Source organism: Streptomyces sp. NPDC046860 (assembly GCF_040645115.1).
GTDB lineage: Bacteria > Actinomycetota > Actinomycetes > Streptomycetales > Streptomycetaceae > Streptomyces.
In genome coordinates, this window is record NZ_JBEYXQ010000002.1 from 66350 (window position 1) to 90643 (window position 24294).

At 71.1% G+C, this 24294-nt stretch carries 24 protein-coding genes; 13 read left to right on the forward strand and 11 right to left on the reverse strand.

All coding sequences use genetic code 11. The features are described 5' to 3' along the window. The first annotated feature begins 82 nt into the window (after positions 1-82). Together ABZ898_RS03715 and ABZ898_RS03720 are read left to right on the forward strand one after the other, a co-directional pair. A complete protein-coding gene (locus ABZ898_RS03715) occupies positions 83-553 on the forward strand; it encodes a DUF5709 domain-containing protein (RefSeq protein ID WP_361652395.1) in 471 nt (156 codons plus the stop codon). Between the two features lie 42 nt (positions 554-595). Beyond that, entirely contained in the window at positions 596-859 is a 264-nt protein-coding gene (locus tag ABZ898_RS03720; protein WP_361652397.1) for a type B 50S ribosomal protein L31, read from the forward strand. Between the two features lie 14 nt (positions 860-873). On the opposite strand, the gene ABZ898_RS03725 is transcribed toward ABZ898_RS03720, so the two are convergent. After that, positions 874-1668, reverse strand: a complete 795-nt coding sequence (locus ABZ898_RS03725; RefSeq protein WP_361652399.1) for a metal-dependent hydrolase — start codon at positions 1666-1668, stop codon at positions 874-876. Positions 1669-1813: 145 nt separating this feature from the next. On the opposite strand from ABZ898_RS03725, the gene ABZ898_RS03730 reads away from it, so the two are divergent. Together ABZ898_RS03730 and ABZ898_RS03735 are read left to right on the forward strand one after the other, a co-directional pair. Beyond that, on the forward strand, positions 1814-4327 hold the full coding sequence (locus ABZ898_RS03730; RefSeq protein ID WP_361652401.1) for a DUF3516 domain-containing protein: 2514 nt from the start codon (positions 1814-1816) through the stop codon (positions 4325-4327). A gap of 19 nt (positions 4328-4346) precedes the next feature. Beyond that, positions 4347-5213, forward strand: a complete 867-nt coding sequence (locus ABZ898_RS03735; protein WP_361652403.1) for an acyl-CoA thioesterase II — start codon at positions 4347-4349, stop codon at positions 5211-5213. Here the strand turns inward: ABZ898_RS03735 and ABZ898_RS03740 are convergent. Together ABZ898_RS03740 and ABZ898_RS03745 are read right to left on the reverse strand one after the other, a co-directional pair. After that, positions 5200-6213 carry a DUF6397 family protein gene (locus tag ABZ898_RS03740; protein WP_361652405.1) on the reverse strand — a complete coding sequence of 338 codons (1014 nt, stop codon included), beginning with the start codon at positions 6211-6213 and terminating at the stop codon, positions 5200-5202. The genes ABZ898_RS03735 and ABZ898_RS03740 overlap by 14 nt on opposite strands. Positions 6214-6337: 124 nt before the next feature. Beyond that, entirely contained in the window at positions 6338-6751 is a 414-nt protein-coding gene (locus tag ABZ898_RS03745; RefSeq protein ID WP_161150532.1) for a roadblock/LC7 domain-containing protein, read from the reverse strand. Between the two features lie 93 nt (positions 6752-6844). Here ABZ898_RS03745 and ABZ898_RS03750 point away from each other — a divergent pair, with 93 nt between their 5' ends. After that, positions 6845-7273 carry a PPOX class F420-dependent oxidoreductase gene (locus ABZ898_RS03750; RefSeq protein WP_361652407.1) on the forward strand — a complete coding sequence of 143 codons (429 nt, stop codon included), beginning with the start codon at positions 6845-6847 and terminating at the stop codon, positions 7271-7273. Between the two features lie 7 nt (positions 7274-7280). Here the strand turns inward: ABZ898_RS03750 and ABZ898_RS03755 are convergent, their stop codons facing one another. From ABZ898_RS03755 to ABZ898_RS03775, 5 genes are all read right to left on the reverse strand, one after another. After that, positions 7281-7883: an ATP/GTP-binding protein gene (locus ABZ898_RS03755; protein WP_361652409.1), complete on the reverse strand. Its 603-nt coding sequence runs from the start codon at positions 7881-7883 to the stop codon at positions 7281-7283. 184 nt (positions 7884-8067) lie between these two features. Further along, complete coding sequence (locus ABZ898_RS03760; protein ID WP_361652411.1) at positions 8068-8481, reverse strand: DUF742 domain-containing protein; 414 nt, start codon at positions 8479-8481, stop codon at positions 8068-8070. A gap of 18 nt (positions 8482-8499) precedes the next feature. Further along, entirely contained in the window at positions 8500-8937 is a 438-nt protein-coding gene (locus tag ABZ898_RS03765; protein ID WP_361652413.1) for a roadblock/LC7 domain-containing protein, read from the reverse strand. After that, complete coding sequence (locus tag ABZ898_RS03770; RefSeq protein WP_361652415.1) at positions 8934-11459, reverse strand: nitrate- and nitrite sensing domain-containing protein; 2526 nt, start codon at positions 11457-11459, stop codon at positions 8934-8936. The genes ABZ898_RS03765 and ABZ898_RS03770 overlap by 4 nt, the downstream gene beginning before the upstream one ends. Positions 11460-11507: 48 nt before the next feature. After that, a complete protein-coding gene (locus ABZ898_RS03775; protein ID WP_361652417.1) occupies positions 11508-12281 on the reverse strand; it encodes an MHYT domain-containing protein in 774 nt (257 codons plus the stop codon). A 173-nt stretch (positions 12282-12454) separates the two neighbouring features. Between ABZ898_RS03775 and ABZ898_RS03780 the strand changes: the two genes are divergently transcribed. Then, positions 12455-13054: a class I SAM-dependent methyltransferase gene (locus tag ABZ898_RS03780; protein WP_361652419.1), complete on the forward strand. Its 600-nt coding sequence runs from the start codon at positions 12455-12457 to the stop codon at positions 13052-13054. An 87-nt stretch (positions 13055-13141) separates the two neighbouring features. On the opposite strand, the gene ABZ898_RS03785 is transcribed toward ABZ898_RS03780, so the two are convergent. Next, complete coding sequence (locus ABZ898_RS03785) at positions 13142-14041, reverse strand: oxygenase MpaB family protein (protein WP_361652421.1); 900 nt, start codon at positions 14039-14041, stop codon at positions 13142-13144. Positions 14042-14147: 106 nt separating this feature from the next. On the opposite strand from ABZ898_RS03785, the gene ABZ898_RS03790 reads away from it, so the two are divergent. Together ABZ898_RS03790 and ABZ898_RS03795 are read left to right on the forward strand one after the other, a co-directional pair. Beyond that, positions 14148-14435 carry a hypothetical protein gene (locus tag ABZ898_RS03790; RefSeq protein ID WP_361653100.1) on the forward strand — a complete coding sequence of 96 codons (288 nt, stop codon included), beginning with the start codon at positions 14148-14150 and terminating at the stop codon, positions 14433-14435. A gap of 142 nt (positions 14436-14577) precedes the next feature. Next, positions 14578-15456, forward strand: a complete 879-nt coding sequence (locus tag ABZ898_RS03795) for a hypothetical protein (RefSeq protein ID WP_361652424.1) — start codon at positions 14578-14580, stop codon at positions 15454-15456. A gap of 55 nt (positions 15457-15511) precedes the next feature. Here ABZ898_RS03795 and ABZ898_RS03800 read toward each other — a convergent pair whose 3' ends face one another. Both ABZ898_RS03800 and xylA read right to left on the reverse strand, forming a co-directional pair. After that, entirely contained in the window at positions 15512-15694 is a 183-nt protein-coding gene (locus ABZ898_RS03800) for a hypothetical protein (RefSeq protein ID WP_361652426.1), read from the reverse strand. 283 nt (positions 15695-15977) lie between these two features. Beyond that, positions 15978-17144, reverse strand: coding sequence for a xylose isomerase (gene xylA / locus ABZ898_RS03805; protein WP_361652428.1), 1167 nt, complete (start codon positions 17142-17144; stop codon positions 15978-15980). A gap of 157 nt (positions 17145-17301) precedes the next feature. Here xylA and xylB point away from each other — a divergent pair, with 157 nt between their 5' ends. The 5 genes from xylB to adh all read left to right on the forward strand — a co-directional run bounded on the left by xylB (position 17302) and on the right by adh (position 24153). After that, positions 17302-18747: a xylulokinase gene (gene xylB, locus ABZ898_RS03810; protein WP_361652430.1), complete on the forward strand. Its 1446-nt coding sequence runs from the start codon at positions 17302-17304 to the stop codon at positions 18745-18747. A 121-nt stretch (positions 18748-18868) separates the two neighbouring features. Continuing rightward, positions 18869-20077 (forward strand): ROK family transcriptional regulator, encoded by a 1209-nt coding sequence (locus ABZ898_RS03815; RefSeq protein WP_361652432.1) that lies wholly within the window; start codon positions 18869-18871, stop codon positions 20075-20077. A 481-nt stretch (positions 20078-20558) separates the two neighbouring features. Continuing rightward, positions 20559-21161, forward strand: coding sequence for an N-acetylmuramoyl-L-alanine amidase (locus ABZ898_RS03820; protein WP_361652434.1), 603 nt, complete (start codon positions 20559-20561; stop codon positions 21159-21161). A 77-nt stretch (positions 21162-21238) separates the two neighbouring features. Next, positions 21239-22573, forward strand: coding sequence for a GAF domain-containing protein (locus ABZ898_RS03825; RefSeq protein ID WP_361652436.1), 1335 nt, complete (start codon positions 21239-21241; stop codon positions 22571-22573). A 56-nt stretch (positions 22574-22629) separates the two neighbouring features. Further along, positions 22630-24153, forward strand: a complete 1524-nt coding sequence (gene adh, locus ABZ898_RS03830) for an aldehyde dehydrogenase (protein ID WP_361652438.1) — start codon at positions 22630-22632, stop codon at positions 24151-24153. The last annotated feature ends 141 nt before the right edge of the window (positions 24154-24294 follow it).

Below are 24294 nucleotides of genomic sequence, written 5' to 3' on the forward strand. Positions count from 1 at the left end.
GCGGGACAGCAGGGCTGTGTGTACCGATGAGCCCGCGCCTGTCACCACGGCGCCGGGTCGTGCTTACCGGATGGAGGTCCCCGTGAACAGCGCCGACGGATGGGGTGACGACGTCTACCAGCCCGGCACCGACGAGATCCAGGAGGACTCGGGAGTGCTTGATGTCGAGGACACACTGGACGTCGACGGTGTCGACGATCCCCTCGACCGGGGATGGTCCCCGCCCGAGCGGCCGTGGGCGGTCGAGCACGACGGTGTGACGGCGGCGGAGCGCGCGGCCGGGGAGACCCTGGACCAGCGGCTCGCCGAGGAGCTGCCCGATCAGGCCGCCCCCGACGGCGACGGCCTCGGCGACTGCGACACCACCGACGGTGAACTGCTCGACAACGAGGTCGGCTTCCGCCGGTCCGGCCGCCTGGTGGCGCCCGACGAGGGCGCGCACGAGGACGAGGAGAGTGCGCTCGTGGCCACCGATGTCGGCATCGACGGGGCCGCGGCCTCCGCCGAAGAGGCCGCCGTGCACATCGTCGATGAAGACTCGCTCCCCGGCTGATCCGGAAGCCTCCCGCCCCACCGACTCCTGCGAGGTGCCGCCATGCAGCAGGACAAGCAGCCCGCTTACCGGCCCGTCGTCTTCCGCGACCGTTCGGCGGGCTACGCCTTTCTGACCCGGTCCACCGCGGTCAGCGAGCAGACCATCGACTGGGATGACGGCGAGACCTACCCGGTGATCGACGTGGAGATCTCTTCCGAGAGCCACCCCTTCTACACCGGGAAGGCCCGCACGCTGGACAGCGAGGGACGCATCGACCGGTTCGAGCGCCGGTACGGCGGGACACCTCCGGACGCGACCGCCTGACGGGGAGCGGCCCCTCAGATGAAGTTGAGGGCCGCCGCGCAGCCCACTCCCCCGAGCACCATGAACGTGGGCATGAGCACCCGCAGCTCGACCCAGCTGCCCGCCCGGAACCGCAGCGCCTTCGGCGGCCCGACCGGGTACCACCGCTTGCGCCCCACCGGGATGGGCCACAGCACGGGGCAGCCGGAGACGGTCAGCGCGTCCCCGATGTCGTGGACCAGGGCGCCCAGCACGACCGGGAGACCCAGCCACATGTACTCCTGGCCGGGATCGCCGAACAACCAGTCGGCACCCTGGCCCGGCTGGTCGAGCATTCCCGCCAGGATCCATGCGCTGGTCGCCGCGAGCAGCCAGACCAGCACATCGCTGCTGGAACCACGCGCCGCCCGCCACAGCAGGCCCTCGATCGCCAGCACCATGTGGACGAAGAGGATGGCCAGGACGCCCCAGCGGTCGCCGACGAGCGCCACCGCCGAGCTGCCGGCGCCGATCAGGACCGCCCACAGCCAGGTGTGGGTGAGCGTGCGGTGACCGCCCGAGCGGCGTGCGTCGCCCGGCTTGCGGGTCGCCTTGTAGACGGAGTAGGACAGCTTGTCGACGATCTCGCAGAGCCACTTGGACACCGGGCCGAAGGCCCGCGAGATGGTGGCCGCCTTGTGGTCGAGATCGGGGGCGAGCGCGGCGCCCGCGCAGATCAGGGCACCCACCAGCAGGACCGGCCAGGGCATCGGGTGTCCGGCGGCTGCCGCCGCCGCTCCGACCCCGAGCCAGGCCGCGGCCCCCGACAGTGAGTGTGCTGGTCCCATCATGGCCGCGTCCCGCCCCATTCCTCGTGTGCCGCTGTCCAGTTGACCTGCGGTGCTCATGCTGCTCCGGCGACACAGCGTAGCCTCCATGATCTTGACGCCCGCAGTCGATTCCCCGGTTGACGGCATGGGCAGGCAAGATGGGGGCGTGACCCTCATCGATCAGCTCCCGCGGACCGCCGACCCCGACGCCCTGTACGAATCCTTCGAGTCGTGGGCCCAGGATCGCGGCCTCACCCTCTACCCCCACCAGGAAGAGGCGCTGATCGAGGTGGTGTCCGGGGCGAACGTGATCGTCTCCACGCCCACCGGTTCCGGCAAGAGCATGATCGCGGCGGGCGCGCACTTCGCGGCGCTCGCCCGTGACGAGGTCACCTTCTACACCGCTCCGATCAAGGCCCTGGTGTCGGAGAAGTTCTTCGAACTGTGCAAGATCTTCGGAACCGAGAACGTCGGCATGCTGACCGGCGACGCCTCGGTGAACGCCGACGCACCCGTGATCTGCTGCACTGCGGAGGTGCTGGCCTCCATCGCGCTGCGCGACGGCAAGGACGCGGACGTCGGCCAGGTGGTGATGGACGAGTTCCATTTCTACGCGGAGGGCGACCGCGGCTGGGCGTGGCAGATCCCGCTGCTGGAGCTGCCGCAGGCCCAGTTCATCCTGATGTCGGCCACGCTCGGCGACGTGTCGTTCTTCGAGAAGGACCTCACCCGTCGCACCGGCCGCCCCACGGCGGTCGTCCGCTCGGCCACGCGCCCGGTGCCGCTCTCCTACGAATACCGGCTCACGCCGCTCACCGAGACGCTCACCGAACTGCTGGAGACCAAGCAGGCTCCGGTGTACATCGTGCACTTCACCCAGGCCCAGGCCGTGGAGCGCGCCCAGGCGCTGATGAGCATCAACATGTGCACGCGTGAGGAGAAGGAGCGGATCGCCGAGCTGATCGGCAACTTCCGCTTCACCACCAAGTTCGGCCAGAACCTGTCCCGTTACGTACGGCACGGCATCGGCGTCCACCACGCCGGCATGCTGCCCAAGTACCGGCGCCTGGTGGAGAAGCTCGCCCAGGCCGGTCTGCTGAAGGTCATCTGCGGCACGGACACCCTCGGTGTCGGCGTCAACGTGCCGATCCGCACCGTGCTGTTCACGGCGCTGACCAAGTACGACGGCAACCGGGTGCGCACCCTGAGGGCCCGTGAGTTCCACCAGATCGCGGGACGCGCCGGCCGCGCCGGCTTCGACACCGCCGGACTCGTGGTCGCCCAGGCGCCCGAGCACGTCATCGAGAACGAGAAGGCGCTCGCCAAGGCCGGCGACGACGCGAAAAAGCGCCGCAAGGTGGTGCGCAAGAAGGCTCCGGAGGGCTTCGTCGGCTGGACGGAGAACACCTTCGAGAAACTGATCGCCTCCGAACCCGAGCCGCTGACCTCGCGGTTCCGGGTGACGCACACCATGCTGCTCTCGGTGATCGCCCGGCCCGGCAACGCCTTCGAGGCGATGCGCCGCCTGCTGGAGGACAATCACGAGCCGCGCAAGCAGCAGCTCCGGCACATCCGCCGCGCGATCGCCATCTACCGCTCGCTGCTGGACGGCGGGATCGTCGAGAAGCTCGACGAGCCGGACGCCGAGGGCCGCATCGTGCGTCTCACGGTCGATCTCCAGCAGGACTTCGCGCTCAACCAGCCGCTGTCGACGTTCGCGCTCGCCTCGTTCGAGCTCCTCGACCCCGAGTCGCCGTCGTACGCCCTCGACATGGTGTCCGTCGTCGAGTCCACCCTGGACGACCCCCGCCAGATCCTCGCCGCCCAGCAGAACAAGGCGCGTGGTGAGGCCGTGGCCCTGATGAAGGCGGACGGTGTCGAGTACGAGGACCGCATGGAGCGGCTCCAGGACATCACCTACCCCAAGCCGCTGGAGGAGCTGCTCTTCCACGCCTACGACACCTACCGCAAGAGCCACCCCTGGGTGGGCGACCACCCGCTGTCCCCGAAGTCGGTCATCCGCGACATGTACGAGCGGGCCCAGACCTTCACGGAACTGGTCTCGCACTACGAGCTCGCCCGCACCGAGGGCATCGTCCTGCGCTACCTGGCGAGTGCCTTCAAGACCCTCGACCACACCATCCCGGACGACCTGAAGTCCGAGGACCTGCAGGACCTCATCGAGTGGCTCGGCGAGATGGTCCGCCAGGTGGACTCCAGCCTCCTCGACGAGTGGGAGCAGCTGGCCAACCCCGAGGTGATGACCGCCGAGGAGGCCCAGGAGAAGGCCGACGAGGTGAAGCCCGTCACCACCAACGCCCGCGCCTTCCGCGTGCTGGTCCGCAACGCCCTCTTCCGCCGCGTGGAGCTGGCCGCACTCGACCAGGTCGACCAGCTCGGCGAGATGGACGCCGACTCCGGCTGGGACGCGGACGCGTGGGGCGAGGCCATGGACAAGTACTGGGACGAGTACGACGACCTCGGCACCGGCCCCGACGCCCGCGGGCCCAAGCTGCTGGTGATCAAGGAAGAGCCGCAGAACGGCCTGTGGCGTGTCCGCCAGATCTTCGACGACCCGAACGATGACCACGACTGGGGCATCAGCGCGGAAGTCGATCTCGCCGCTTCCGACGCGGAGGGCCGTGCGGTCATCCGTGTCACCGATGTCGGCCAGTTGTGAACACAGGAGAAACCCACCGATGACGAATCCGGCCGAGAGCCTGGTCGACCTGCTCGACCTGGAGCAGATCGAGGTCAACATCTTCCGCGGCCGAAGCCCGCAGGAGTCCCTCCAGCGGGTCTTCGGCGGCCAGGTGGCGGGCCAGGCGCTGGTCGCCGCAGGGCGCACCACGGAAGGCGACCGCCCCGTGCACTCGCTGCACGCGTACTTCCTGCGCCCCGGACGCCCGGGCGTGCCGATCGTGTACCAGGTGGAGCGTGTCCGTGACGGACGCTCGTTCACCACGCGTCGAGTCACGGCGGTGCAGCAGGGCCGCACGATCTTCAATCTGACCGCCTCCTTTCACAAGCCCGAGGAAGGACCGTTCGAGCACCAGCTCCCGCCGGCCCGTGTGGTGCCGGACCCGGAGTCGCTGCCGCCGGTCGCCGACGAGGTCCGCAAGCATCTCGGCGCGCTGCCGGAGCAGTTGGAGCTGATGGCACGGCGCCAGCCCTTCGACATCCGCTATGTCGACCGGCTGCGCTGGAACGCCGAGGAGATCGAGGGTGCCGAGCCGCGCAGCGCCGTGTGGATGCGCGCGGTCGGACCGCTCGGTGACGACCCGCTGGTCCACACCTGCGCCCTGACCTACGCCAGCGACATGACCCTGCTGGACGCGGTCCGTATCCCGGTGGAACCTCTGTGGGGCCAGCGGAACTTCGACATGGCCTCGCTCGACCACGCCATGTGGTTCCACCGCCCCTTCCGCGCGGACGAGTGGTTCCTGTACGACCAGGAGTCCCCGATCGCCATCGGCGGCCGTGGCCTGGCACGCGGGCGCATCTACGACGTGCACGGGCAGCTGCTCGTGTCGGTCGTCCAGGAGGGTCTGTTCAGGTCCCTCTAGCTCGGTGTCCGGCCGGTGCGCTGCGCGTGCTCCGAGGGTTTCTGCCGCACAGCCATGTGAGCAGCTTGCGGGGCGGTCGCGGCGCGTCCGGGGCGGGCCCACGGTCACGGCGTACGAGCGGTGTGGGCGTGACCGCCGCTGTGGGAAGTTGTCGTACGCGCGGCGGTCGCGTCGTGTGATCGCGCTGATCGGATGCCGACGGCTTGGGGCGGCGGGTCGGGATTCTCGCGGCTTCCAGGTGTCGCGCCAGGTCGGCGCTCAGCCAGGCGATCTCGTCCGCGTCCTGCGCGGTCATGATCCGCTCTCCGAGCAGTGCTGAGGACGAGCCCGGGGCGCCGTGTTCGGGCAAGTACGGCCGGAGCCGTTCCAGCCGGGCTCGCTCCTGGGAGTTCCGGACGATCTCCGCGATCTGCGCGCTGGGCAGAAAGGCCGCGACGGCCCCGGCTCGCGTCCATGGGTCCTCGGCCTGGCGGAGCAGGAAGCCGAGGTGGCGTCCCCGCCAGTTCCGCGGGCGCAGGTCGAGCCCGGACGCCAGCTGCGTCCTGAGTGTCTCGGGTGTGGTGCCCTTGATCAGGTCGGCATGGTCACCGCTCGCCACGAACTGCCGCAGCTCTTCCGCCAGGTACAGCCACACCACGGCGCGGTAGCGGTTGAGATAGAAGCGCACCGGTACCAGGAGGCCCAGCCGGGCCAGGCGGGCGAACCGGCCTTCGGAGACGCCCATGAGGGAGGCGCCTTCCTTCGTTCCCACGACTCTCACCCGTTCCCGGAGCGTCTCGGGAAAGCCGGGCTGTGCCTGGAGGCGGGCGATCTCCGTCCGGGCGACCCGCCATCCACCACCGATCGCCTCGTCGGGCACGGTGCGGATGCGGCCGAGTTGGACGGCCAGGTCGAACTCGTAGCGTTTGAAGACCAGTTCCCGAGCCGCTCGGCTCGGTCCGCAGTGCTCGGGGCGCTGTGGGGTAAGGGTGGTCACGGATGCGATGGTGGTTCCCGGCATGGCGCTGCTCCCCCGTGGAGTCCGGCTCACGCCCTGCGCGTTCGCCGTGCACACACCGTAGCCAGATCCGCCCAGTCCGTGGCGAGCCTGTGGATAACCCCTCGGATCACCGCGAAATCGCAGGTCAGAGTTCGGATACCGGAGTGTGTTCGGGCTGCCGGGCGTTGACTCCGAGATGCTCCCCGACCCGGTTCACGAGAAGGGTCATCTCATAGGCGATCTGGCCGATGTCGGCCTCGGCACCGCTCAGCAGGCACAGGCAGCTGCTCGGCCCGGCGGCGGTGACGAACAGTACGGCGTCGTCGTACTCGATCATGGTCTGCCGGACGCGGCCGGCGCCGAAATGGCGCCCCGAGCCCTTGGCCAGGCTGTGCAGCCCGGAGGACACTGCCGCGAGATGCTCGGCGTCCTCGCGGCGCAACCCGGTGCTCGCCCCGGTGACCAGTCCGTCGTTCGAGAGCACCAGCGCGTGCCGCACGTGGTCCACGCGCTGGGTGAGATCGTCCAGGAGCCATCCCAGTCCCTGGTTCTGGGCCATGTTCGTTCTCCCCGTGTGGCTTCTCCCCCCTGGCTGGAGGAGCTTTCCGCAAGCCTTCCCCACCTCCGGCGTCCGGGCAAGCAGGATGGGCGTATGGCACACAAGATGACCGACGAGGAATGGCGGGCGTTCCTCTCGAACGGCACCCGAACCGGCAAGCTGGCGACCGTAAGGGCCGATGGAAGCCCTCATATCGCCCCGATCTGGTTCCTGCTCGACGGTGACGAACTGGTCTTCAACACCGGTGAGGAGACAGTGAAAGGGCGCAATCTCGCCCGTGACCCGCGGGTCGCGCTCTGCGTCGACGACGACCGGCCGCCGTTCTCGTTCGTGGTGCTGAACGGGCAGGCCCGGCTGTCCGACGATCTGGACGAGATCCGGCGGTGGGCGACCCGGATCGCCGCGCGGTACATGGGCGAGGACCGTGCCGAGGAGTTCGGCGCCCGCAACGGCGTTCCGGGTGAACTGCTGGTGAGGGTGCACATCGACCACGTGGTGGCCGTGAGCGATCTCGCGGACTGAGGCCGCCTCAGCTCACTGAATCGAGGAGCCGGGCGGTGTGCATGCGCCCGGCGTACTCGACGAGGCGGATCAGCACTTCCTTGCCGGAGTCGCGGTCGCGGGCGTCACACAGCACCACGGGTGTCCCCTGGTCCAGGTCGAGGGCGCGTGAGACGTCGTGGGCGCCATAGGGGCGCGCGCCGGGGAAGCAGTTGACGGCGACGACGAACGGGATGCGCCGGTGCTCGAAGTAGTCGACCGCCGGGAAGCAGTCCTCCAGGCGCCGGGTGTCGGCGAGGACCACCGCTCCGAGGGCTCCCTGCGAGAGCTCGTCCCAGATGAACCAGAAGCGGTCCTGCCCCGGCGTCCCGAACAGGTACAGGGCGAGGCCGGAACGGATCGTGATGCGGCCGAAGTCCATGGCGACGGTGGTCGTCACCTTGTGGTCCACGCAGTCGGTGTCGTCGACCAGTTGACCGGCCTCGCTCAGCAGCTCCTCGGTGCGCAGGGGCCGGATCTCGCTCACGGAGCCGACCAGGGTGGTCTTGCCGACGCCGAATCCCCCGGCCACCAATATCTTCAGCGCCAGGGCGGAGGCGTCGTCGGCGGCTTCTACTTGCTCAGAGGCCATGATCACTTCTCTCTCGGGAGAGCCGGCTGCGTTCGGAGCGTGAGGGGAGCATCATGGCAACTTCGCCGCTTCCCCGAGGGTTCGGACTGAAAGGCACCAGATGTGACCGACTCCTGGCCGATCGATCACCGGAAGCGTGCGGAACGGCGACAGAAGAGGCGCCGGGTCGGTCGTGAAGGTTCATCTACAGGGCCCGCAGCCCTTCGATGACCTCGCGCAGAATCCGCTCGTCCGGCAGATGCGCCGGTGGCACGGGGCGGCTGACGACGACGCAGCCCAGTTCCAGCAGATCGCCCAGGAGCACACGGACCACGCCCACGGGCAGGTCGGCGTCCGCCGCGAGTTCCGCGACCGACTGGGTGTCGGTGCGGCACAGCTCGATCAGGGTCCTGTGTTCCGGGCCGAGCGCGCTGTCGTCGTCGACGCCCGGTGCCGTGGGGTCGAGGGTGACGAGGGCGATCAGGTCGAAGGGCACGCCGGTGGGGCCGGGCCTGGTCCGTCCGCCGGTCATGGCGTACGGGCGCACCAGGGGCCCGGCCTCGCCGTCGTACCACTGGCTGCCCTCGTCCCGGAGCTCGCCCGGCGGGTTCTCGGTCATCCGTTCCGGCCTTCCCGGTCAGCCCGCTGCGGGCGGCCGTGACCCGGCACGCGGCGCCGTGTAGAGGTGTTCGCCGACGCGTCTGACCAGACGGGCCATCTCGTAGGCGACCAGGCCGATGTCGGCGGTCGCGGCCGTCAGGACGGCGAGGCAGGAACCGTCCCCCGCGGAGACCACGAAGAGGAAGGCGTCGTCGAGCTCCACCATGGTCTGACGGACCCCGCCGGCGCCGAAGTGGCGTCCCGTGCCCTTGGCCAGGCTGTTGAAACCGGAGGCCACGGCCGCGAGGTGCTCGGCGTCGTCGCGGCCGAGGCCGGTGGAGGCTCCGACCGCGAGACCGTCGTTGGAGAGCACGACGGCGTGGCGCACCTCGCCGACCCGCCTGACCAGATCGTCCAGGAGCCAGTCGAGTTCGCCGGATCGCTGGCTCTCGGTCGTGTTCGGCTGCTGGATCATGCGGGTTCTCCTTCGGTGCTGTCGCTGCCCGTGACGGGCTCCGGTGCCTCGCTGCCGGGGCGGCGACCGCCACCCCGGACCCAGCCGTCGCGGTAGGCCGCCATGCGGTCCCGTACGAGTTCGGGGGTACGCCCCTCCTCGTCCTCGGGTTCCGGGTCGGCTTCCGGTTCGGCGGGACGTTCCTGCCGGAGCTGGGGCGCGAGGCTGGCCTGGCGCACGCGGCGCGGCAGGTCGTCCGAGGCCGCGGAGTCGGTCGGTGGACGGTGGGGCCTCAAGGTGGTGACTCCGGGAGGCGGTGTGTCGGGAACGGGATCGGCGGGCGGGCGCACGGTCGCGGCCAGCGCGGGCCGTTCGGCCGGTGTGCTCACGGCCGCCGGGACGGGAACGGAGGCGGGCAGGTCGGGCACGCGCGCGTACTCGCGTTCCGGCTCCTGCCGCGCCGGAGGCTCGGCGGCGGGCTGCTCCGAGGCGCCCTGGTGCACCAGAGCGGTCGGCAGCAGCACCACGGCGGTCGTACCGCCGTAGGGGGACGTGCGCAGGTGCACCTTGATGCCGTGGCGGGCCGCCAGCCTGCTGACGACGAAGAGGCCGAGGCGGTCGCTGTCGAAGAGGTCGAGCGCCTCCGACTGTTCGATACGGCGGTTGGCCTCCACCAGGGCCTCGGTGCCCATGCCGAGGCCCCGGTCCTCCACCTCGAGCACATAGCCGTTGCCGACGGGTTCGCCGGACACGCGCACACGCGTGTGGGGCGGTGAGAACTGGGCGGCGTTCTCGACCAGTTCCGCGAGCAGGTGGGTGAGGTCGGCGACGGCGGCTCCGATGACGGACGCCTCCGGGAGCTGGCGGACCTCCACGCGCGCGTAGTCCTCGATCTCGGAGACGGCGGCGCGTACGACATTCGTCAGGGAGACCGGCATGCGCCAGGCCCGTCCGGGTGCCGCTCCGGAAAGGATGATCAGGCTCTCGGCGTGACGCCGCATGCGGGTGGTGAGGTGGTCGAGCCGGAACAGGTCGCTCAGCTCGTTCGGGTCCTCCGAACGGCGCTCCATGCTGTCGAGCAGGCTGAGCTGCCGGTGGACCAGTACCTGACTGCGGCGGGCCAGGTTGACGAAGACTCCGGAGATGCCGTTGGCGAGTTCGGCGCGTTCCACCGCCGCGTGCAGAGCGGCCCGGTGCACAGTCGTCAGGGCCTCCGCCACCTGGCCGGTCTCGTCCTCGGCGGGCGGGCCCGCGGGGGCCTCGGCGCGGATGTCGATGTCCGCGCCCGCACGGAGTTTCCGCATGGCCGCCGGGAGTTTACGGCGGGCGATCTCCAGAGCGTCGTTGCGCAGGCTGACGAGCTCGACCACGAGGGCGCGTCCGATCCGGACCGAGATCACGAGCGAGGCGACGACCGCGGCCAGGCCGAAGATCACGGCGGCTCCGGCCGGACTCAGCAGTCCGTGCGTGAAGGGGTCCGCCCGGCCGGCGACCGACCGGCTCGTGCCGGCCGCGATGGTGCTCATGTCCGCCTGCACGCGCGCGTGGGCGGTGGCCCAGGCCGAACCGGGTGCCGTGTCGACCGCCTTGGCTCCGGAGCCCGCGTCGAGGAAACGGTCCTCCGTGGCGGCGAGCGCGAGGTACGCGCCGCCGTGGGCGACACGGTTCCAGGCGGCACGCTGGGCGGCGGGCAGGTCGGCGACGGCGACCTGGGTGAGCGCGCGCCGGTTCGCCACGGCGCCGTCCAGCAGCCGAAGCCGCTGCCCGCGCAGCTCGTCGCCCGGACGCAGGCTGCCCAGGACAGCGTTCTCCTGGGCCAGCGCTTCGGCGGCCCGGGAGAACTCGAGGAGCACGCGCGCGTCGGAGCCGACGTCGGCCCGCTGGATGCCGGAGAGGGCACCGTCCACGGCGAACGCGGCGTCGATGGTCCGGGTGTACCGGTCGTACGCCTTGCCCCAGTCCGCCTCGCGGTCGAGCACGGCGGTGCGCAGCGTGCGGAGCTGCTCGGCGCCGCTGACGAAGCTCTCGAGGCGGTCGCCGACCCCGGCGGGGAGCTGCTGTCCGGCGGCGACGGTGCTGTCGTCGCCGAGCCGCAGCCCGGCCACCGCCCGGTCGGTGGTGGAGGCGAGTCCGCGCAGTTCGTTCCCGCGCGCCGCGTCCGGTCCGGCCGCGTACCGTACGGCTGCGGCACGCTCCGCCTGCAGCGCGGCGACTGCGGCCGCGACCGGAGTGCGCAGCTCGGCGTCGACGCGCTGGGAGCGGCGCAGTTCGGAGACGTCCTGGGCGGTGGTCACGGTGGCGTACGCCCACAGCGCGAGGAGGGACACCACCGGCACCATCAGAAGGCAGACCACTTTGGCGCGCACGGTCCGCGGGCGCATGTGCCAGCGGCCCGCGCGTGGGGGCATGTAGTCGGGTGCGAGGTCGAGGAAGGCGTCCGCGTCCTCGTCGGCCGGAGGCCCGGCGTGCGCGCGTCGGCCGCGCAGCGGGGTCGGGGACTGGGCCGGCGGCCCGGCTTTCGGGGTGCTTCGGGGTGGGCTCATGGCCTCCTCGCTCGGGCAGTGGGTCGGTGCTTCGGGGCGGGGCCGGCGCTAGCGGGCGGCACTCTCGACGGGGCGTTGGGCCGTCGCCGACGCCTGGCGCTCGTCCGCCGTGGGAGAGAGGGCGACGAAGGCCGAGGTGATGAAGAGGTAGGAGCCGAGGCCCACGGCCAGCGGGAAGATGAACTGCATGGCCGTGGCTCCGGGCAGGGTCGCGCCGGAGGGGCTGACGTGGACGCTCACGGCGAACATGCCGCTGTAGTGCATGCTGCTGACCGCCGCCCCCATGACGAGCGAGGCGAGAGTGACCGCGCGCGGGGACTTGATGTTGAGGCCCGCCCACAGTGCGGCCGTCGCGGCGACCACGGCGATCACGATCGAAAGACCGACGAGGACGGGGTCGTAGGCCACGTCTCCGTGCAGGCGAACGGCGGCCATGCCCAGGTAGTGCATGCTGGCGACACCGAGGCCCGTGGTGAGCCCGCCGACCAGGAGGGCGCGGTTGCGGTCCTTGCCGTAGCCGACGGCGAAGACGCCCGCGCAGACGACGACCATGGCGACGACGAGGCTCAGGATCGTCAGCGGCACGTCGTAGCGGATGTCGGTACCGCCGACGCGGAAGCCGAGCATGGCCACGAAGTGCATGGTCCAGATTCCGGTCCCGATCGCCGAGGCGGCCGTGATCAGCCAGTTGCGCCGCGCCCGGCCGGTCGTCGCCAGCGCGCGGACCGTGCAGCGCAGGCCGAGTGCGGCGCCGATGCAAGCCATCGCGTACGAGAGCGCCGGAGTCAGCCATCCGAAGGCCGCGTGGTCAAGATGTCCCATGGCCACCGGACGCTAGTCGCGGCAGGGGCGTGCAGAAGGGGCGCGTTTCGAAAGCTGTCACAACATGACACAGCGCGTGTCCGAACATGACGTGGAGCTGTGGTGAAAGGACCGTAACGCGGCCTAGCCACGCGCGTGCGGCGTCGACGCGACAGGTGCGAGATCATCGGAGCATGAGTGACGATCACACGCACGTGCAGGAGTTCTTCACCGCACGGGCGGCCGACTGGGACAACAGGTTTCCCGACGACGGTCCCGCCTATGCGGCCGCCACGGCGGACATGGGGCTGAGCGCGGGCGACCGGGTGCTCGACGCGGGCTGCGGGACGGGCCGTGCGCTTCCTTCGCTGCGCGCCGCCGTGGGGGCTGCCGGGTTGGTGATCGGGGCCGATCTGACCCCGGCCATGCTCGAAGCCGCCGCGCGGGCCGGCCGGGACGAGGACGGCGCCCTGGTGCTCGCCGACGTCACCGCGCTGCCCCTGGGCCCGGAGTGCCTGGACGCGGTGTTCGCGGCGGGCCTGATCGCCCACCTCCCGGAGCCGGGCGAGAACCTGCGGGAACTCGCCCGCGTGGTGCGGCCCGGCGGCACGCTCGCACTGTTCCACCCGATCGGCCGGGCCGCGCTGGCCGCCCGTCAGGGCAGGCAGCTCACCCCGGATGACCTGCGCGCCGAGGCCAACCTCGGCCCCCTCCTGGCTCGTTCCGGGTGGCGCATGACGTCGTACGTGGACGATCCCGGCTACTTCCTCGCGCTGGCGCTGCGCGAGTCCTGAGCACGCACCGGCGGCTTCCTCCGCACCGTCCTGTGCGCGTGCGCCGCGGACCGCTTTCGCAGGGGCGGTCGAGCGCGCGGCTCTCCCTCACTCCACCGTGCCGGTCGGCTTCACCTGTCTCACCGGGCAACCGCCCATCCCCGGCACCGGGTGGGTGCCCAGATCGGCGGTGCGACAGCCCTCCGGGTAGCTCTTGATCTCCGGGTTCTGCCGCGCGAAATGCGGGACCCGGCGGGGTGGCAGCAGCCGGACCAGCCGTCCGCGTGTCCGTACGGCACGGCGGACCAGGGCGGTGACGCGTGCACTCGGTGCCTCGTAGCGGAAGGCGCGCAGCAGCGGCTCGTCGAGGAGGGCGAGCGTGGCGGTCCTCAGCAGCGGGGCGAGCGGTCGCGGATACCAGGACGTCATGAGGCCGAGCGTCGCGTCGGACACCTGGCGTGACCGTGTGTCCCAGCCGAAGTGCGCCGCCTCGTACGCGTCGAGGAGCGCTTCGAACTCCTCGAACGTCTCCGGGATGCCGGGGATGCCCATGTGCCGCCCGAGAGTGCGGTAGTACTCCGTGGCGGCGACGATCTCGTGCCGGGACAGACGCCGCCAGCCGTAGGCGTCGATCCAGCGTCTGGGCATGACGACGAAGGTCGACAGCACGTAACGCATGTCGTCGTCGCTGATGTCGTAAGCGCGGTGCATCTGGTTGATGCGCCGGATCGCGGTACGGGCCTCCTCAGCGGCGAATCCGTGCTCCATCACGGCGTCCAGCAGGAGGACGGTGTCGTCGTACCGCCGCTGCGAACGTTCGGTCAGCTCCGCCGTCTCCGCGAGCAGTCGCCCGATGCTGGGGACGGCGTAGGTGCGGTAGAGGGCCAGCTCCAGCGCTCGCGTGTAGTCCCAGGGGAACTCGAAGGCGGCGCTGAGGCGGTAGATCTCCGCCGCGTCGGCCACCGGGTCCATCCGCCGTATCCGATCGAGCCGCTCGAAGCGCTTCACCGTGCTGTCCCCTTATGCCGCTGGATTCTCAACTCTACTTTGAGTGAGAAGACATGTGCGATGGGCGAGACCCCGGGCCCGGGAGAAGGTGGTTCGCGTGTTCGACATGCTGCGCAAGTACGCCGTCCGCCTGGGTGCTTCCCCGCGCGGGGAAGTACCCGTCGAGCGGAAGAAGCGCGGACACAACATTTTCGAGGCCGCGGCCGCCTATGTGACGGCTCGTGCGCAGGACGATCAGGACGGAGTGGACGAGGCGTCGTCGTGGGTGTCGCCGGAGGCGCTCTCCTTCGGTGTCGGTGAGTTGGCGAGCCGGGCCGTCGTCGCGCTGGCCCGCGAGCGTTCCATGACTCCCCGGGCGGTAGCACGCGACTTGCTCGGCCTGCCGGTGGACTGAGGCGGACTCCGGTCGAACGGAGGGCGGGCGGCCCTGCTCCCCGGAGGAGAACCGCAGTTCCGCCCGGTGCACGGAGTCGTGACAAGCCTCTCCCCCGCGCACTAGGGTGCGCGCCGACGGACGAACCACCGGGGAGGCTGGGATGGCCGGGTCGGACGATGCACCCGTGGCTGCTGCTGAAGAAGCGCTGTACGTGTTGACGGCGGTGCTGCTGACACCGGCGCAGTTCCCGAGCGTGCTGGGCGACGACTACCCCGCCGCCTGCGCGGCGCTGGGCCTGGCGCCGCTGGCCGACGGATACGGACTGGTCCTCGGGCAGGACGGTGACGGGGCCCGGTGGACCGCCGTCATCGACGACGTTTCCCTGGTGGCGGTGGCGATCGCCTCCTGGGACTGCGGCATGGAGCACGAGCTGTCACCGGACGAGCGCACGCTCGTGGCGGCCCTGCCGGGCTGGCCCCTGGCGGTCGCCGTGGCCGCACCCGACGTGCCCGCTCCGCACGACCCTGATCCCGGTGCCACCGACCGGCCTCCGCTCGCTCCGCCCGACACCAGCACTTGGGGTCCGGCGCAGCGGCGGCTCGGCGCGGACGAGATAGCGCTCCAGTGGGCGGAGTGGCGGGGCCGGCTCGATGACGCCGATGTCCTGCCGGGCTCACGGCCTCCCGGAGCCGCACCGGCAGCGGAGACCGAAGCCGAGGTGGAGGTCGAGGACGGTACGGAGGGCGAGGCCGAGCCCCCTGCCGAGTCCGGTCAGCCGGGCGTCCGGCAGGTGCTGGCCGAGGCACGCGCCTATGTCGATGCCCCGCCGCCCCTCGGGCGCGTCCGCTCCGCCTTCGCGTCCGGTGATGCGCGGATGCTGCGTGCCGACGGTCCCGGCTGGTCGATCGTGGCCCGCACCGACGACATCGCGTTCGTCCTGCTGGACGCGAAGCCCGGTGAGGTCATCCCCGTGGGGCGGGGGCCGGAACTCCCCGGCCTGCTGGAAGGGCTGGACAAGATCGCCGTACGTCCGATCTGACTCGGGGACCGGCCAGGTGCCGGTCCCCGCCGCACAGCAGGATCGAGCCGTCCGCTCAGCGGCCGATCTCCTTGCGCGCGACCCGGCGCAGCCGACGCCGCTGGGAGGGGTCCAGGGTCAGGTACGCGGCGGCGGGCACGCCCACCATGATCAGGAGCGCCGCCCACCAGGGCAGCCATATGAGCAGGATCAGCCCGACCGCCACACCGCCCACGGCGATCTTCGTGTTTCTGGACATGCGCTCCGCCTCCTTCGTCACGACCGCTGCCGTTCTCTGCATGGAAAACGGCCCCGAGGCCGCCACGGTTCCGGCCCTGGCCCCTGAGACATCCCTGGACTCCGACCCTGAGGAACCCCGAGACGCCGTTCGCACCGGGACCCCGCCCAGGAGCACGAGTACCCGCACCCACCGTCAGCGACCCGCCGCACCAGCGCTCGCGGCCGCGTCCGGGAATGGCGACGCGCGTGTGGTCGGCCACGGACGGCCGACCACACGCGCGTGCGCTGCGCTCCCGCACGTCTCAGCCGCGTGCGCCGAGCAGGTGGTCCATGGCCAGCTGGTCGAGTCGCTCGAAGGCCATGCCGCGCGCGGCGGCGGTGTCGACGTCGAAGTCCTCGTAGGCCGAGCGGTCGGCGAGCAGGGCGTCCAGGCCGTCCGCGGCGGTGGGCTGCGCCAGCTCGTCCAGACGCGAGGCGCGCAAGGCTTCCTGCACCTCCGGGTCGGCGCGGAAGGCGGCCGCGCGGTCCTTCAGGATGAGGTAGTTGCGCATGCATCCGGCGGCCGACTCCCAGACCCCGTCCAGGTCCTCGGTCCGCGGCGGCTTGAAGTCGAAGTGGCGCGGTCCTTCGTACCCGGCTCGCTCCAGGAGGTCGACGAGCCAGAAGGCGGCCCGGAGGTCACCGGCGCCGAAGCGCAGGTCCTGGTCGTACTTGATGCCGGACTGACCGTTGAGGTCGATGTGGAAGAGCTTGCCCGCCCACAGCGCCTGCGCGATGCCGTGCGGGAAGTTCAGCCCGGCCATCTGCTCGTGCCCGACCTCGGGGTTGACGCCGTACAGCTCCGGACGCTCCAGGCGCTCGATGAAGGCGAGGGCGTGGCCGACGGTGGGGAGCAGGATGTCGCCGCGGGGCTCGTTCGGCTTGGGCTCGATGGCGAAGCGGAGGTCGTAGCCCTGGGCGGTGACGTACTCGCCGAGGAGGTCGAACGCCTCCTTCATGCGGTCCAGGGCCACCCGGACGTCCTTGGCGGCACCGGACTCGGCACCCTCGCGCCCGCCCCAGGCGACATAGGTCCGCGCGCCCAGCTCGGCGGCGAGATCGATGTTGCGGATCGTCTTGCGCAGCGCGTAGCGGCGTACGTCGCGGTCGTTGGCGGTGAAGGCGCCGTCCTTGAAGACGGGGTGCGTGAAGAGGTTGGTGGTGGCCATCGGCACGACCATGCCGGTCGCGTCCAGGGCCTGGCGGAAGCGCTTGATGTGCGACTCGCGCTCGGCCTCGGAGGCACCGAAGGGGATCAGGTCGTCGTCGTGGAAGGTCACTCCGTGCGCGCCGAGCTCTGCCAGGCGCTGCACCGACTCGACCGGATCGAGGGCGCGGCGGGTGGCGTCGCCGAACGGGTCCCTCCCCTGCCAGCCGACGGTCCACAGGCCGAAGGTGAACTTGTCCTCGGGGGTGGGCTGGTAGTTCATGCCGCGGCTCCTCGGTGCGTACGACTATTTCGTCATGGCCGTTTACAAATTAGTATGCGGAAGCGCCCCTGGGAAGACCAGAGGTCTTCGGCACCGGAGCGCCATCGACGGACGGCGTCGCTGCCGGTCGATGACACCGCGGAACAGGGAGAGCCCGATGTCAGCAGCCGAGGGTCCGCTCGTCGTCGGGGTGGACACGTCCACCCAGTCCACGAAGGCACTGGTCGTCGACGCTTCCACCGGGCGCGTGGTGGCGAGTGGCCAGGCCGCGCACACGGTGACGTCGGGTGCCGGACGCGAGAGCGATCCGCGCCAGTGGTGGGACGCGCTCTGCGAGGCTCTGCACCAGTGCGGCGAGGCGGCGCACGAGGCGGCCGCGGTGTCGATCGGAGGCCAGCAGCACGGTCTGGTCACACTCGACGCGCACGGCGAGCCGGTCCGCCCCGCCCTGCTCTGGAACGACGTCCGCTCGGCCCCGCAGGCCCGCCGCCTGGTGGAGGAACTGGGCGGCCCGGACGCCTGGGCGGAGCGCACGGGCAGCGTGCCGGGCGCGTCGTTCACGGTGACGAAGTGGGCGTGGCTCGCTGAGCACGAGCCGGACGCGGTCCGTGCGACGAAGTCCGTGCGTCTCCCCCACGACTACCTCACCGAACGCCTCACCGGCCTCGGCACCACCGACCGGGGCGATGTCTCCGGCACCGGCTGGTGGGCGTCCGCGACGGAGTCGTACGACGTGGAGACCCTTGAGCACGTGGGACTCGACCAGGCTCTGCTGCCTCGGGTGGTGCGGCCGGGCGAGGTGGCCGGCACCGTGCGCGACAGTCATGACCTGCCGTTCTCCAAGGGCACGCTGGTGGCGCCCGGAACCGGGGACAACGCGGCCGCCGCGCTGGGGCTCGGGCTGCGGCCCGGCACCCCGGTGCTCAGCCTCGGCACGTCGGGCACGGTGTACGCGGTGTCCGAGCGCCGGCCCGCCGATCCGACGGGCACGGTGGCGGGTTTCGCGGACGCGCACGGCGACTGGCTGCCACTGGCCTGCACGTTGAACTGCACCCTCGCCGTGGACCGGCTCGCCGCACTGCTCGGCCTGGACCGTGAGGCCGTGGAGCCCGGCACCTCGGTCACCCTGCTGCCGTATCTGGACGGGGAGCGCACCCCGAACCTGCCGCACGCCTCCGGCCTGTTGCACGGCCTGCGTCATGACACGACGGCCGGTCAGGTGCTCCAGGCCGCCTACGACGGGGCGGTGCACTCGCTGCTCGGCGCGCTAGACCTGGTCCTCGACCCGGACGCCGACCGCACCGCTCCGCTGCTGCTGATCGGCGGCGGCGCCCGCGGAACGGCCTGGCAGCAGACGGTCCGACGGCTCTCCGGACGGCCGGTGCAGATCCCCGAAGCGGGGGAACTGGTCGCGCTCGGCGCCGCCGCTCAGGCGGCCGGGCTCCTGACCGGCGAGGCCCCGGCGGCCGTGGCACGCCGCTGGAACACGACGAAGGGGCAGGTCCTGGACGCCGTGGAACGGGACGAAGAAGCCCTGGCCCGGATCGCCGGGGTAGTCTCCGACGCGTCCGCGCTTCTGGAGCGAGGAGCGGACTCCCGCTGAGCGCGCCCGGCACCGATGGACACTCCACCGGGAAGCGCGAGCCCCAAGGCCCCACAGGCGTGAGACCGACCGACCCACGAACCGCGCTCCCGACCATGGAACACCGAGGATCGACGGAGGCATGACCGCACCACCGCACGACACCCGCACGACGGGGAACGCACGCACCCTGCCGGACACACAGCAGGGCATGCGTCGGCGCAACCTGGCCCGGGTCATGCACACCGTCAGCTCGGACGGCCCTCTGTCGCGGGCCTCGATCGCCTCGCACATCGGTCTCACGCGCGCCGCCGTGTCGTCCCTCGTGGATGAACTGGTCCGCTGGGACCTGCTGGAGGAACTGGGGCCCGAACGGCCGAGCCGGGTAGGGCGGCCCGGTTCCGCGCTCGCGGTGAGCGGTCGCGGCCCCGCCGGGCTGGGCGCGGAGATCGGCGTCGATCACCTCGCGGTGTGCGCCGTCGACCTCCAGGGCGTGGTGCGCGCCCAGGCCGTGCGGCGCGGCTCCAACCGGGCTCGCTCCCCTCGGTCCGTGGCTCGGGAACTGATCCGGCTGACCCGTGAGGTCACGGTCACGGCGGAGAAGGAGGGGCTCTGGATCTCCGGGCTGGCGGTGGCCGTACCCGGCTTGGTCGCCCGCGACGGCCGTACGGTGGTGCGCGCCCCCAATCTCGGCTGGCACGACGTCGACCTCGGCGGCCTGCTGCCCGAGGGGGTTCCGGTGACGGTGGACAACGAGGCCAATTTCGGCGCCCTGGCGGAGCTGTGGCTCGGCGCCGGCACGCCGGGCGACTTCCTGCATGTGTCAGCGGAGATCGGTATCGGCGCGGCGATCGTCGTGAACGGGCAGTTGCTGCGCGGCACCCGCGGTTTCGCGGGCGAGCTGGGTCATGTGCCGGTCCGGCCGGACGGTCCGGCCTGTCCGTGCGGGGGACGCGGCTGCCTGGAGCAGTACGCCGGGGAGGAGGCCGTGCTGCGGGCGGCCGGGATGGAGCCCCGCGAGGACGTGGTGGGAGTGCTCGCGGAAAGGGCCGAGGCGGGCGATGAGGCGGTGCGCGAGGCACTGGACCAGGCGGGCCAGGCACTGGGCATCGCTCTGACCGGCGCGGTCAACCTCCTCGATCCCGACACGGTCGTCCTGGGCGGGGCGCTGGCGGCCCTTTCCCCATGGCTGCTCCCTTCTCTCCAAGTTGAGCTGCGCGGCCGTACCGCCGGCCCGGCATGTCCCGTGGCGGTCTCCGAGCTGGGCCCGCAGGGCCCGCTGCTCGGCGCCGCGCACTCGGCGGTGCGGGCCGTGCTCGACGATCCGGCGACGGTGGCTGAACGGTCCTGACACATCGGCGGATGCCCGTGCTGGAGTCCCGCCACGCCCGCTGCCCCCTGAAGCCCCTCGAACGGGTGGCCGACATATCCACATTCCGCCGTCTGTCCACGGACTCGACTCTCGGCCTTCTGGCCAACTCATCCGCCCCGTAACGTGATTCACGCGAGCCGCAACCCTCTGCCGCGAGCGTTGCGGGCACAGTCCGCACTCATGTCGGGCGACAGCGGGACACAGACTTCGGGGGAGACACGCACGTGACATCGACCGGCGCACGGCGACAGGACCGACACCAGCACGGCCATTCCTGGTCCCGGCCGGAAGTAGCTGACACCCTGTCAGCCATACCCGCGCAACCACACCTCTGAGCTGTCCGTACCGCCCGCCACGCGCGACGCGTCCACCAGGGGTGCCCGGGGACCGCGCACCCGTACACGCACCCGCCGCCCCACCACGGCGGGCGCCACCTCACACTGCTGAAGGGCAGCCGGCGATGGAGACGAACCGACCCCGTACCCACCTCACCCGACGCGGCATCCTGAAGGGCGCGGCACTCGCCGCCCTCCCCTACGCGCTGCTCCCCGGCCCCCAGGCGGCCGCACAGACGGCGGTCGACTATCCGGCCGGCGAGTGGCAGCCCGCGAACAGCGGCAACTACACGGCGTCCAGCCGCCCGACGGCCTACACGATCGACCGGGTGATCATCCATGTCACCCAGGAGACCTACACCGACACGCTCGGCATCTTCCGGAACCCCGAGAAGCAGGTGTCCGCGCACTATCTGGTGCGCTCGGCGGACGGGCACGTCGCCCAGTGCGTCCGGGAGGCGGATGTCGCCTGGCACGCCGGCAACTGGTCCTACAACACCCGCAGCATCGGCATCGAGCACGAGGGCTGGGTGGACGAGCCCGCCTATTTCACGGACGCCCTCTACGAGCAGTCCGCCAGGCTGACGGCCGCGGTCTGCGACAAGTACGGCATCCCCAAGGACCGGGAGCACGTCATCGGCCACTTCGAGGTCCCGGGCACCGACCACACCGACCCCGGAGTGCACTGGGACTGGATCCGCTACCTCAGACTTGTCAATTTCTCCTGACCTCACGCCGCCCCGGTTGTCCGCGAGGCGTCCAGGCGTGACGATGACCCGGGTGACTGCCTCACAGGGAGGACGAGTTGACCGATCAGTGGGTGGCTCTGGAACCTGGAGCCGACCCAGACGAGAGAGTCCGGGTACTGCGCCGGGCCCATGAGACCTTCACGACCGTCGGCACGGTTCCGCGTCCGGTCCGGCCGGTGGTGGCCGAGTCATGGCGGCGCAGCGCGCGGGCCGGCGTGGGGCCCGACGGCACGGCGAACGTGGAGCTCACCGACGACGACCTCGGCGCCTACCGCGCCGAGCACCCCCTGGCCCGGGTCATGCCCCTGGTCCGGGAACTGGTGGGCACGTTCGCCGCCGACGGCTCGCATCTGCTGGCGGTGTGCGACGCGCACGGCAGGCTGATGTGGGTCGAGGGACATCCGACGACGCTGCGACTGGCGGACCGGATGAACTTCGTGCCGGGGGCGCGGTGGTCGGAGGCCGCGGTGGGGACCAACGCGCCGGGCACGGCGGTGGCGGTGGACCGGCCGGTGCAGGTCTTCGCGGCGGAACACTTCATACGGCGGGTACAGCCGTGGACCTGCGCGGCCGCGCCGATCCACGACCCCCACACCGGTCAGGTACTCGGAGCCGTCGACATCACAGGAGGGGACGGTCTGGCTCATCCGCACAGCCTGGGCTTCGTGCAGGCGGTGGCACGCGCGGCCGAGTCGCAGCTCAGCCTCCTCACTCCGCGGGGGCGGGCGGAGGACGGCATGACGCTGAGCGGGCTCGGCCGGGACGAGGCGGAACTCCGGCCGGGCGGCGGTCGCCGGATCACGCTGAGCCGTCGGCACAGTGAGATCCTCGTGCTCCTGGCCCGCCATCCCGAGGGCATGACCGGGGACGAGCTGCTGTGCGCGCTGTACGCGGACGAGTCGGTGACACCAGTGACGCTGCGCGCCGAGCTGGCGAGGCTGCGTCCGCTGCTGCCGCCCGGGCTGCTGGCGTCCCGGCCCTACCGGCTCGCGCTGCCGGTCGAGTGCGATGCGGACCTGGTGGAACGGCAGTTGGAGACGGGTGCGCTCACGGCCGCCGTACGGGCGTATCGGGGCCCGCTGCTGCCGGGTTCCCAGGCGCCCGCTGTCGTGCGGTTGCGGCGTCGGCTCACCCTGGCCCTGCGGACGGCGCTGATCGCTCGCGGCGATCCTGACCTGCTCGCGGACTGGGCTCACGCTTCCTGGGGTGAGCACGACCTGCCGGTCTGGCGGGCCCTGGCCGCCGTGCGGCCGACCGGTCCGGTGCGGGCACGGCTCGCGGCATTGGAGGCAGAGCTGGCAGCACCCGGTACGCCGGGCCGGCACCCGCATGGCCGTCGGACACTCCGGGTGACCAGCGGTGCAACATACTCGCAACGTCCGCCCGTCTAGCCTCACGACGGGAGCTGCCCAATGGCGGGCAGCGCTGCACCGGGAGGCCTGCCAGCATGACCCGTTACGCGACGCCCGGCTCCGAGGGCTCGATCGTCTCCTACCAGCCGCGCTACGACCACTTCATCGGCGGGGAGTACGTCCCGCCCGCGCGCGGGCAGTACTTCGAGAACCCGTCACCGGTCAACGGGCAGCCCTTCACCGAGATCGCGCGAGGTACGGCGGAGGACGTCGAGCGGGCCCTCGACGCGGCGCACGCGGCCGCACCCGGTTGGGGCCGCACGTCGGTGACGGAGCGTTCGGACATCCTGCTGAAGATCGCCGACCGGATGGAAGCGAATCTCGAGGCCCTGGCGGTGGCCGAGAGCTGGGAGAACGGCAAGCCGGTCCGCGAGACGCTGGCGGCGGACATCCCGCTGGCCGTCGACCACTTCCGCTACTTCGCGGGGGCGATCCGCGCGCAGGAGGGGTCGCTGGGCGAGATCGACGACGACACGGTGGCGTACCACTTCCACGAGCCGCTCGGAGTCGTCGCGCAGATCATCCCGTGGAACTTCCCGATCCTGATGGCGGCCTGGAAGCTGGCGCCCGCGCTCGCGGCGGGCAACGCGGTCATCCTCAAGCCGGCCGAGCAGACCCCGGCGTCCATCCACTACTGGATGAGCCTGATCGCGGACCTGCTGCCGCCGGGCGTGGTGAACATCGTCAACGGTTTCGGCGTGGAGGCGGGCAAGCCGCTGGCCTCCAGCCCCCGGGTGGCCAAGGTGGCGTTCACGGGCGAGACCACGACGGGGCGGCTGATCATGCAGTACGCCTCCGAGAACATCAAGCCGGTCACGCTGGAGCTCGGTGGCAAGTCGCCCAACATCTTCTTCGACGACGTGTGGGCACACGACGACGACTTCCGGGACAAGGCCCTCGAAGGCTTCACCATGTTCGCGCTCAACCAGGGAGAGGTGTGCACCTGCCCCTCCCGGGCGCTCGTCCAGCGCGGGCACTACACCGACTTCCTGGAGGCGGCCGTCGCCCGCACCCAGCAGATCAAGCCGGGGCACCCTCTCGACACCGACACGATGATCGGCGCCCAGGCGTCCAACGACCAGTTGGAGAAGATCCTCTCCTACCTGGACATCGGCCGTCAGGAGGGCGCCAAGGTACTCACCGGCGGCGAGCGCGTCGAGTACGACGGCGAGCTCAAGGGCGGGTACTACGTCCAGCCGACCATCTTCGAGGGCGACAACCGTATGCGGGTCTTCCAGGAGGAGATCTTCGGCCCGGTCGTCTCGGTGACGTCCTTCGGCGACTTCGACGACGCGATGAAGATGGCCAACGACACGCTGTACGGTCTCGGCGCTGGCGTCTGGACCCGCGACATCAACACCGCCTACCGCGCCGGCCGTACGATCCAGGCGGGCCGCGTCTGGACCAACTGCTACCACGCCTACCCGGCCCACGCGGCGTTCGGTGGCTACAAGCAGTCCGGGATCGGCCGCGAGACGCACAAGATGATGCTGGAGCACTACCAGCAGACGAAGAACATGCTGGTGTCGTACTCGCCGAAGAAGCTCGGGTTCTTCTAGACACACGAGAAAAGGCGTCTGACCTGGGCCTTTACCCGTCAGGCGCCTTTCGCTCGCCCCACTCAGGGCAAGGACTGGTTTGTGCTGTAACTCCCAGTTCATCCCACGACCATCCCGCTCCTGACCAGCTCTTCCGGTCTA

Coding starts and splice junctions, on each gene's coding strand:
- ABZ898_RS03780 (WP_361652419.1), top strand. CDS start 12,455: ATGAGTGACGATCACACGCACGTGCAGGAGTTCTTCACCGCACGGGCG.
- ABZ898_RS03755 (WP_361652409.1), bottom strand. CDS start 7,883: ATGGCCTCTGAGCAAGTAGAAGCCGCCGACGACGCCTCCGCCCTGGCG.
- ABZ898_RS03790 (WP_361653100.1), top strand. CDS start 14,148: ATGCTGCGCAAGTACGCCGTCCGCCTGGGTGCTTCCCCGCGCGGGGAA.
- ABZ898_RS03815 (WP_361652432.1), top strand. CDS start 18,869: ATGACCGCACCACCGCACGACACCCGCACGACGGGGAACGCACGCACC.
- adh (WP_361652438.1), top strand. CDS start 22,630: ATGACCCGTTACGCGACGCCCGGCTCCGAGGGCTCGATCGTCTCCTAC.
- xylB (WP_361652430.1), top strand. CDS start 17,302: ATGTCAGCAGCCGAGGGTCCGCTCGTCGTCGGGGTGGACACGTCCACC.
- ABZ898_RS03795 (WP_361652424.1), top strand. CDS start 14,578: ATGGCCGGGTCGGACGATGCACCCGTGGCTGCTGCTGAAGAAGCGCTG.
- ABZ898_RS03770 (WP_361652415.1), bottom strand. CDS start 11,459: ATGAGCCCACCCCGAAGCACCCCGAAAGCCGGGCCGCCGGCCCAGTCC.
- ABZ898_RS03735 (WP_361652403.1), top strand. CDS start 4,347: ATGACGAATCCGGCCGAGAGCCTGGTCGACCTGCTCGACCTGGAGCAG.
- ABZ898_RS03720 (WP_361652397.1), top strand. CDS start 596: ATGCAGCAGGACAAGCAGCCCGCTTACCGGCCCGTCGTCTTCCGCGAC.
- ABZ898_RS03820 (WP_361652434.1), top strand. CDS start 20,559: ATGGAGACGAACCGACCCCGTACCCACCTCACCCGACGCGGCATCCTG.
- ABZ898_RS03760 (WP_361652411.1), bottom strand. CDS start 8,481: ATGACCGAGAACCCGCCGGGCGAGCTCCGGGACGAGGGCAGCCAGTGG.
- ABZ898_RS03750 (WP_361652407.1), top strand. CDS start 6,845: ATGGCACACAAGATGACCGACGAGGAATGGCGGGCGTTCCTCTCGAAC.
- ABZ898_RS03800 (WP_361652426.1), bottom strand. CDS start 15,694: ATGTCCAGAAACACGAAGATCGCCGTGGGCGGTGTGGCGGTCGGGCTG.
- xylA (WP_361652428.1), bottom strand. CDS start 17,144: ATGAACTACCAGCCCACCCCCGAGGACAAGTTCACCTTCGGCCTGTGG.
- ABZ898_RS03740 (WP_361652405.1), bottom strand. CDS start 6,213: ATGCCGGGAACCACCATCGCATCCGTGACCACCCTTACCCCACAGCGC.
- ABZ898_RS03765 (WP_361652413.1), bottom strand. CDS start 8,937: ATGATCCAGCAGCCGAACACGACCGAGAGCCAGCGATCCGGCGAACTC.
- ABZ898_RS03775 (WP_361652417.1), bottom strand. CDS start 12,281: ATGGGACATCTTGACCACGCGGCCTTCGGATGGCTGACTCCGGCGCTC.
- ABZ898_RS03745 (WP_161150532.1), bottom strand. CDS start 6,751: ATGGCCCAGAACCAGGGACTGGGATGGCTCCTGGACGATCTCACCCAG.
- ABZ898_RS03725 (WP_361652399.1), bottom strand. CDS start 1,668: ATGATGGGACCAGCACACTCACTGTCGGGGGCCGCGGCCTGGCTCGGG.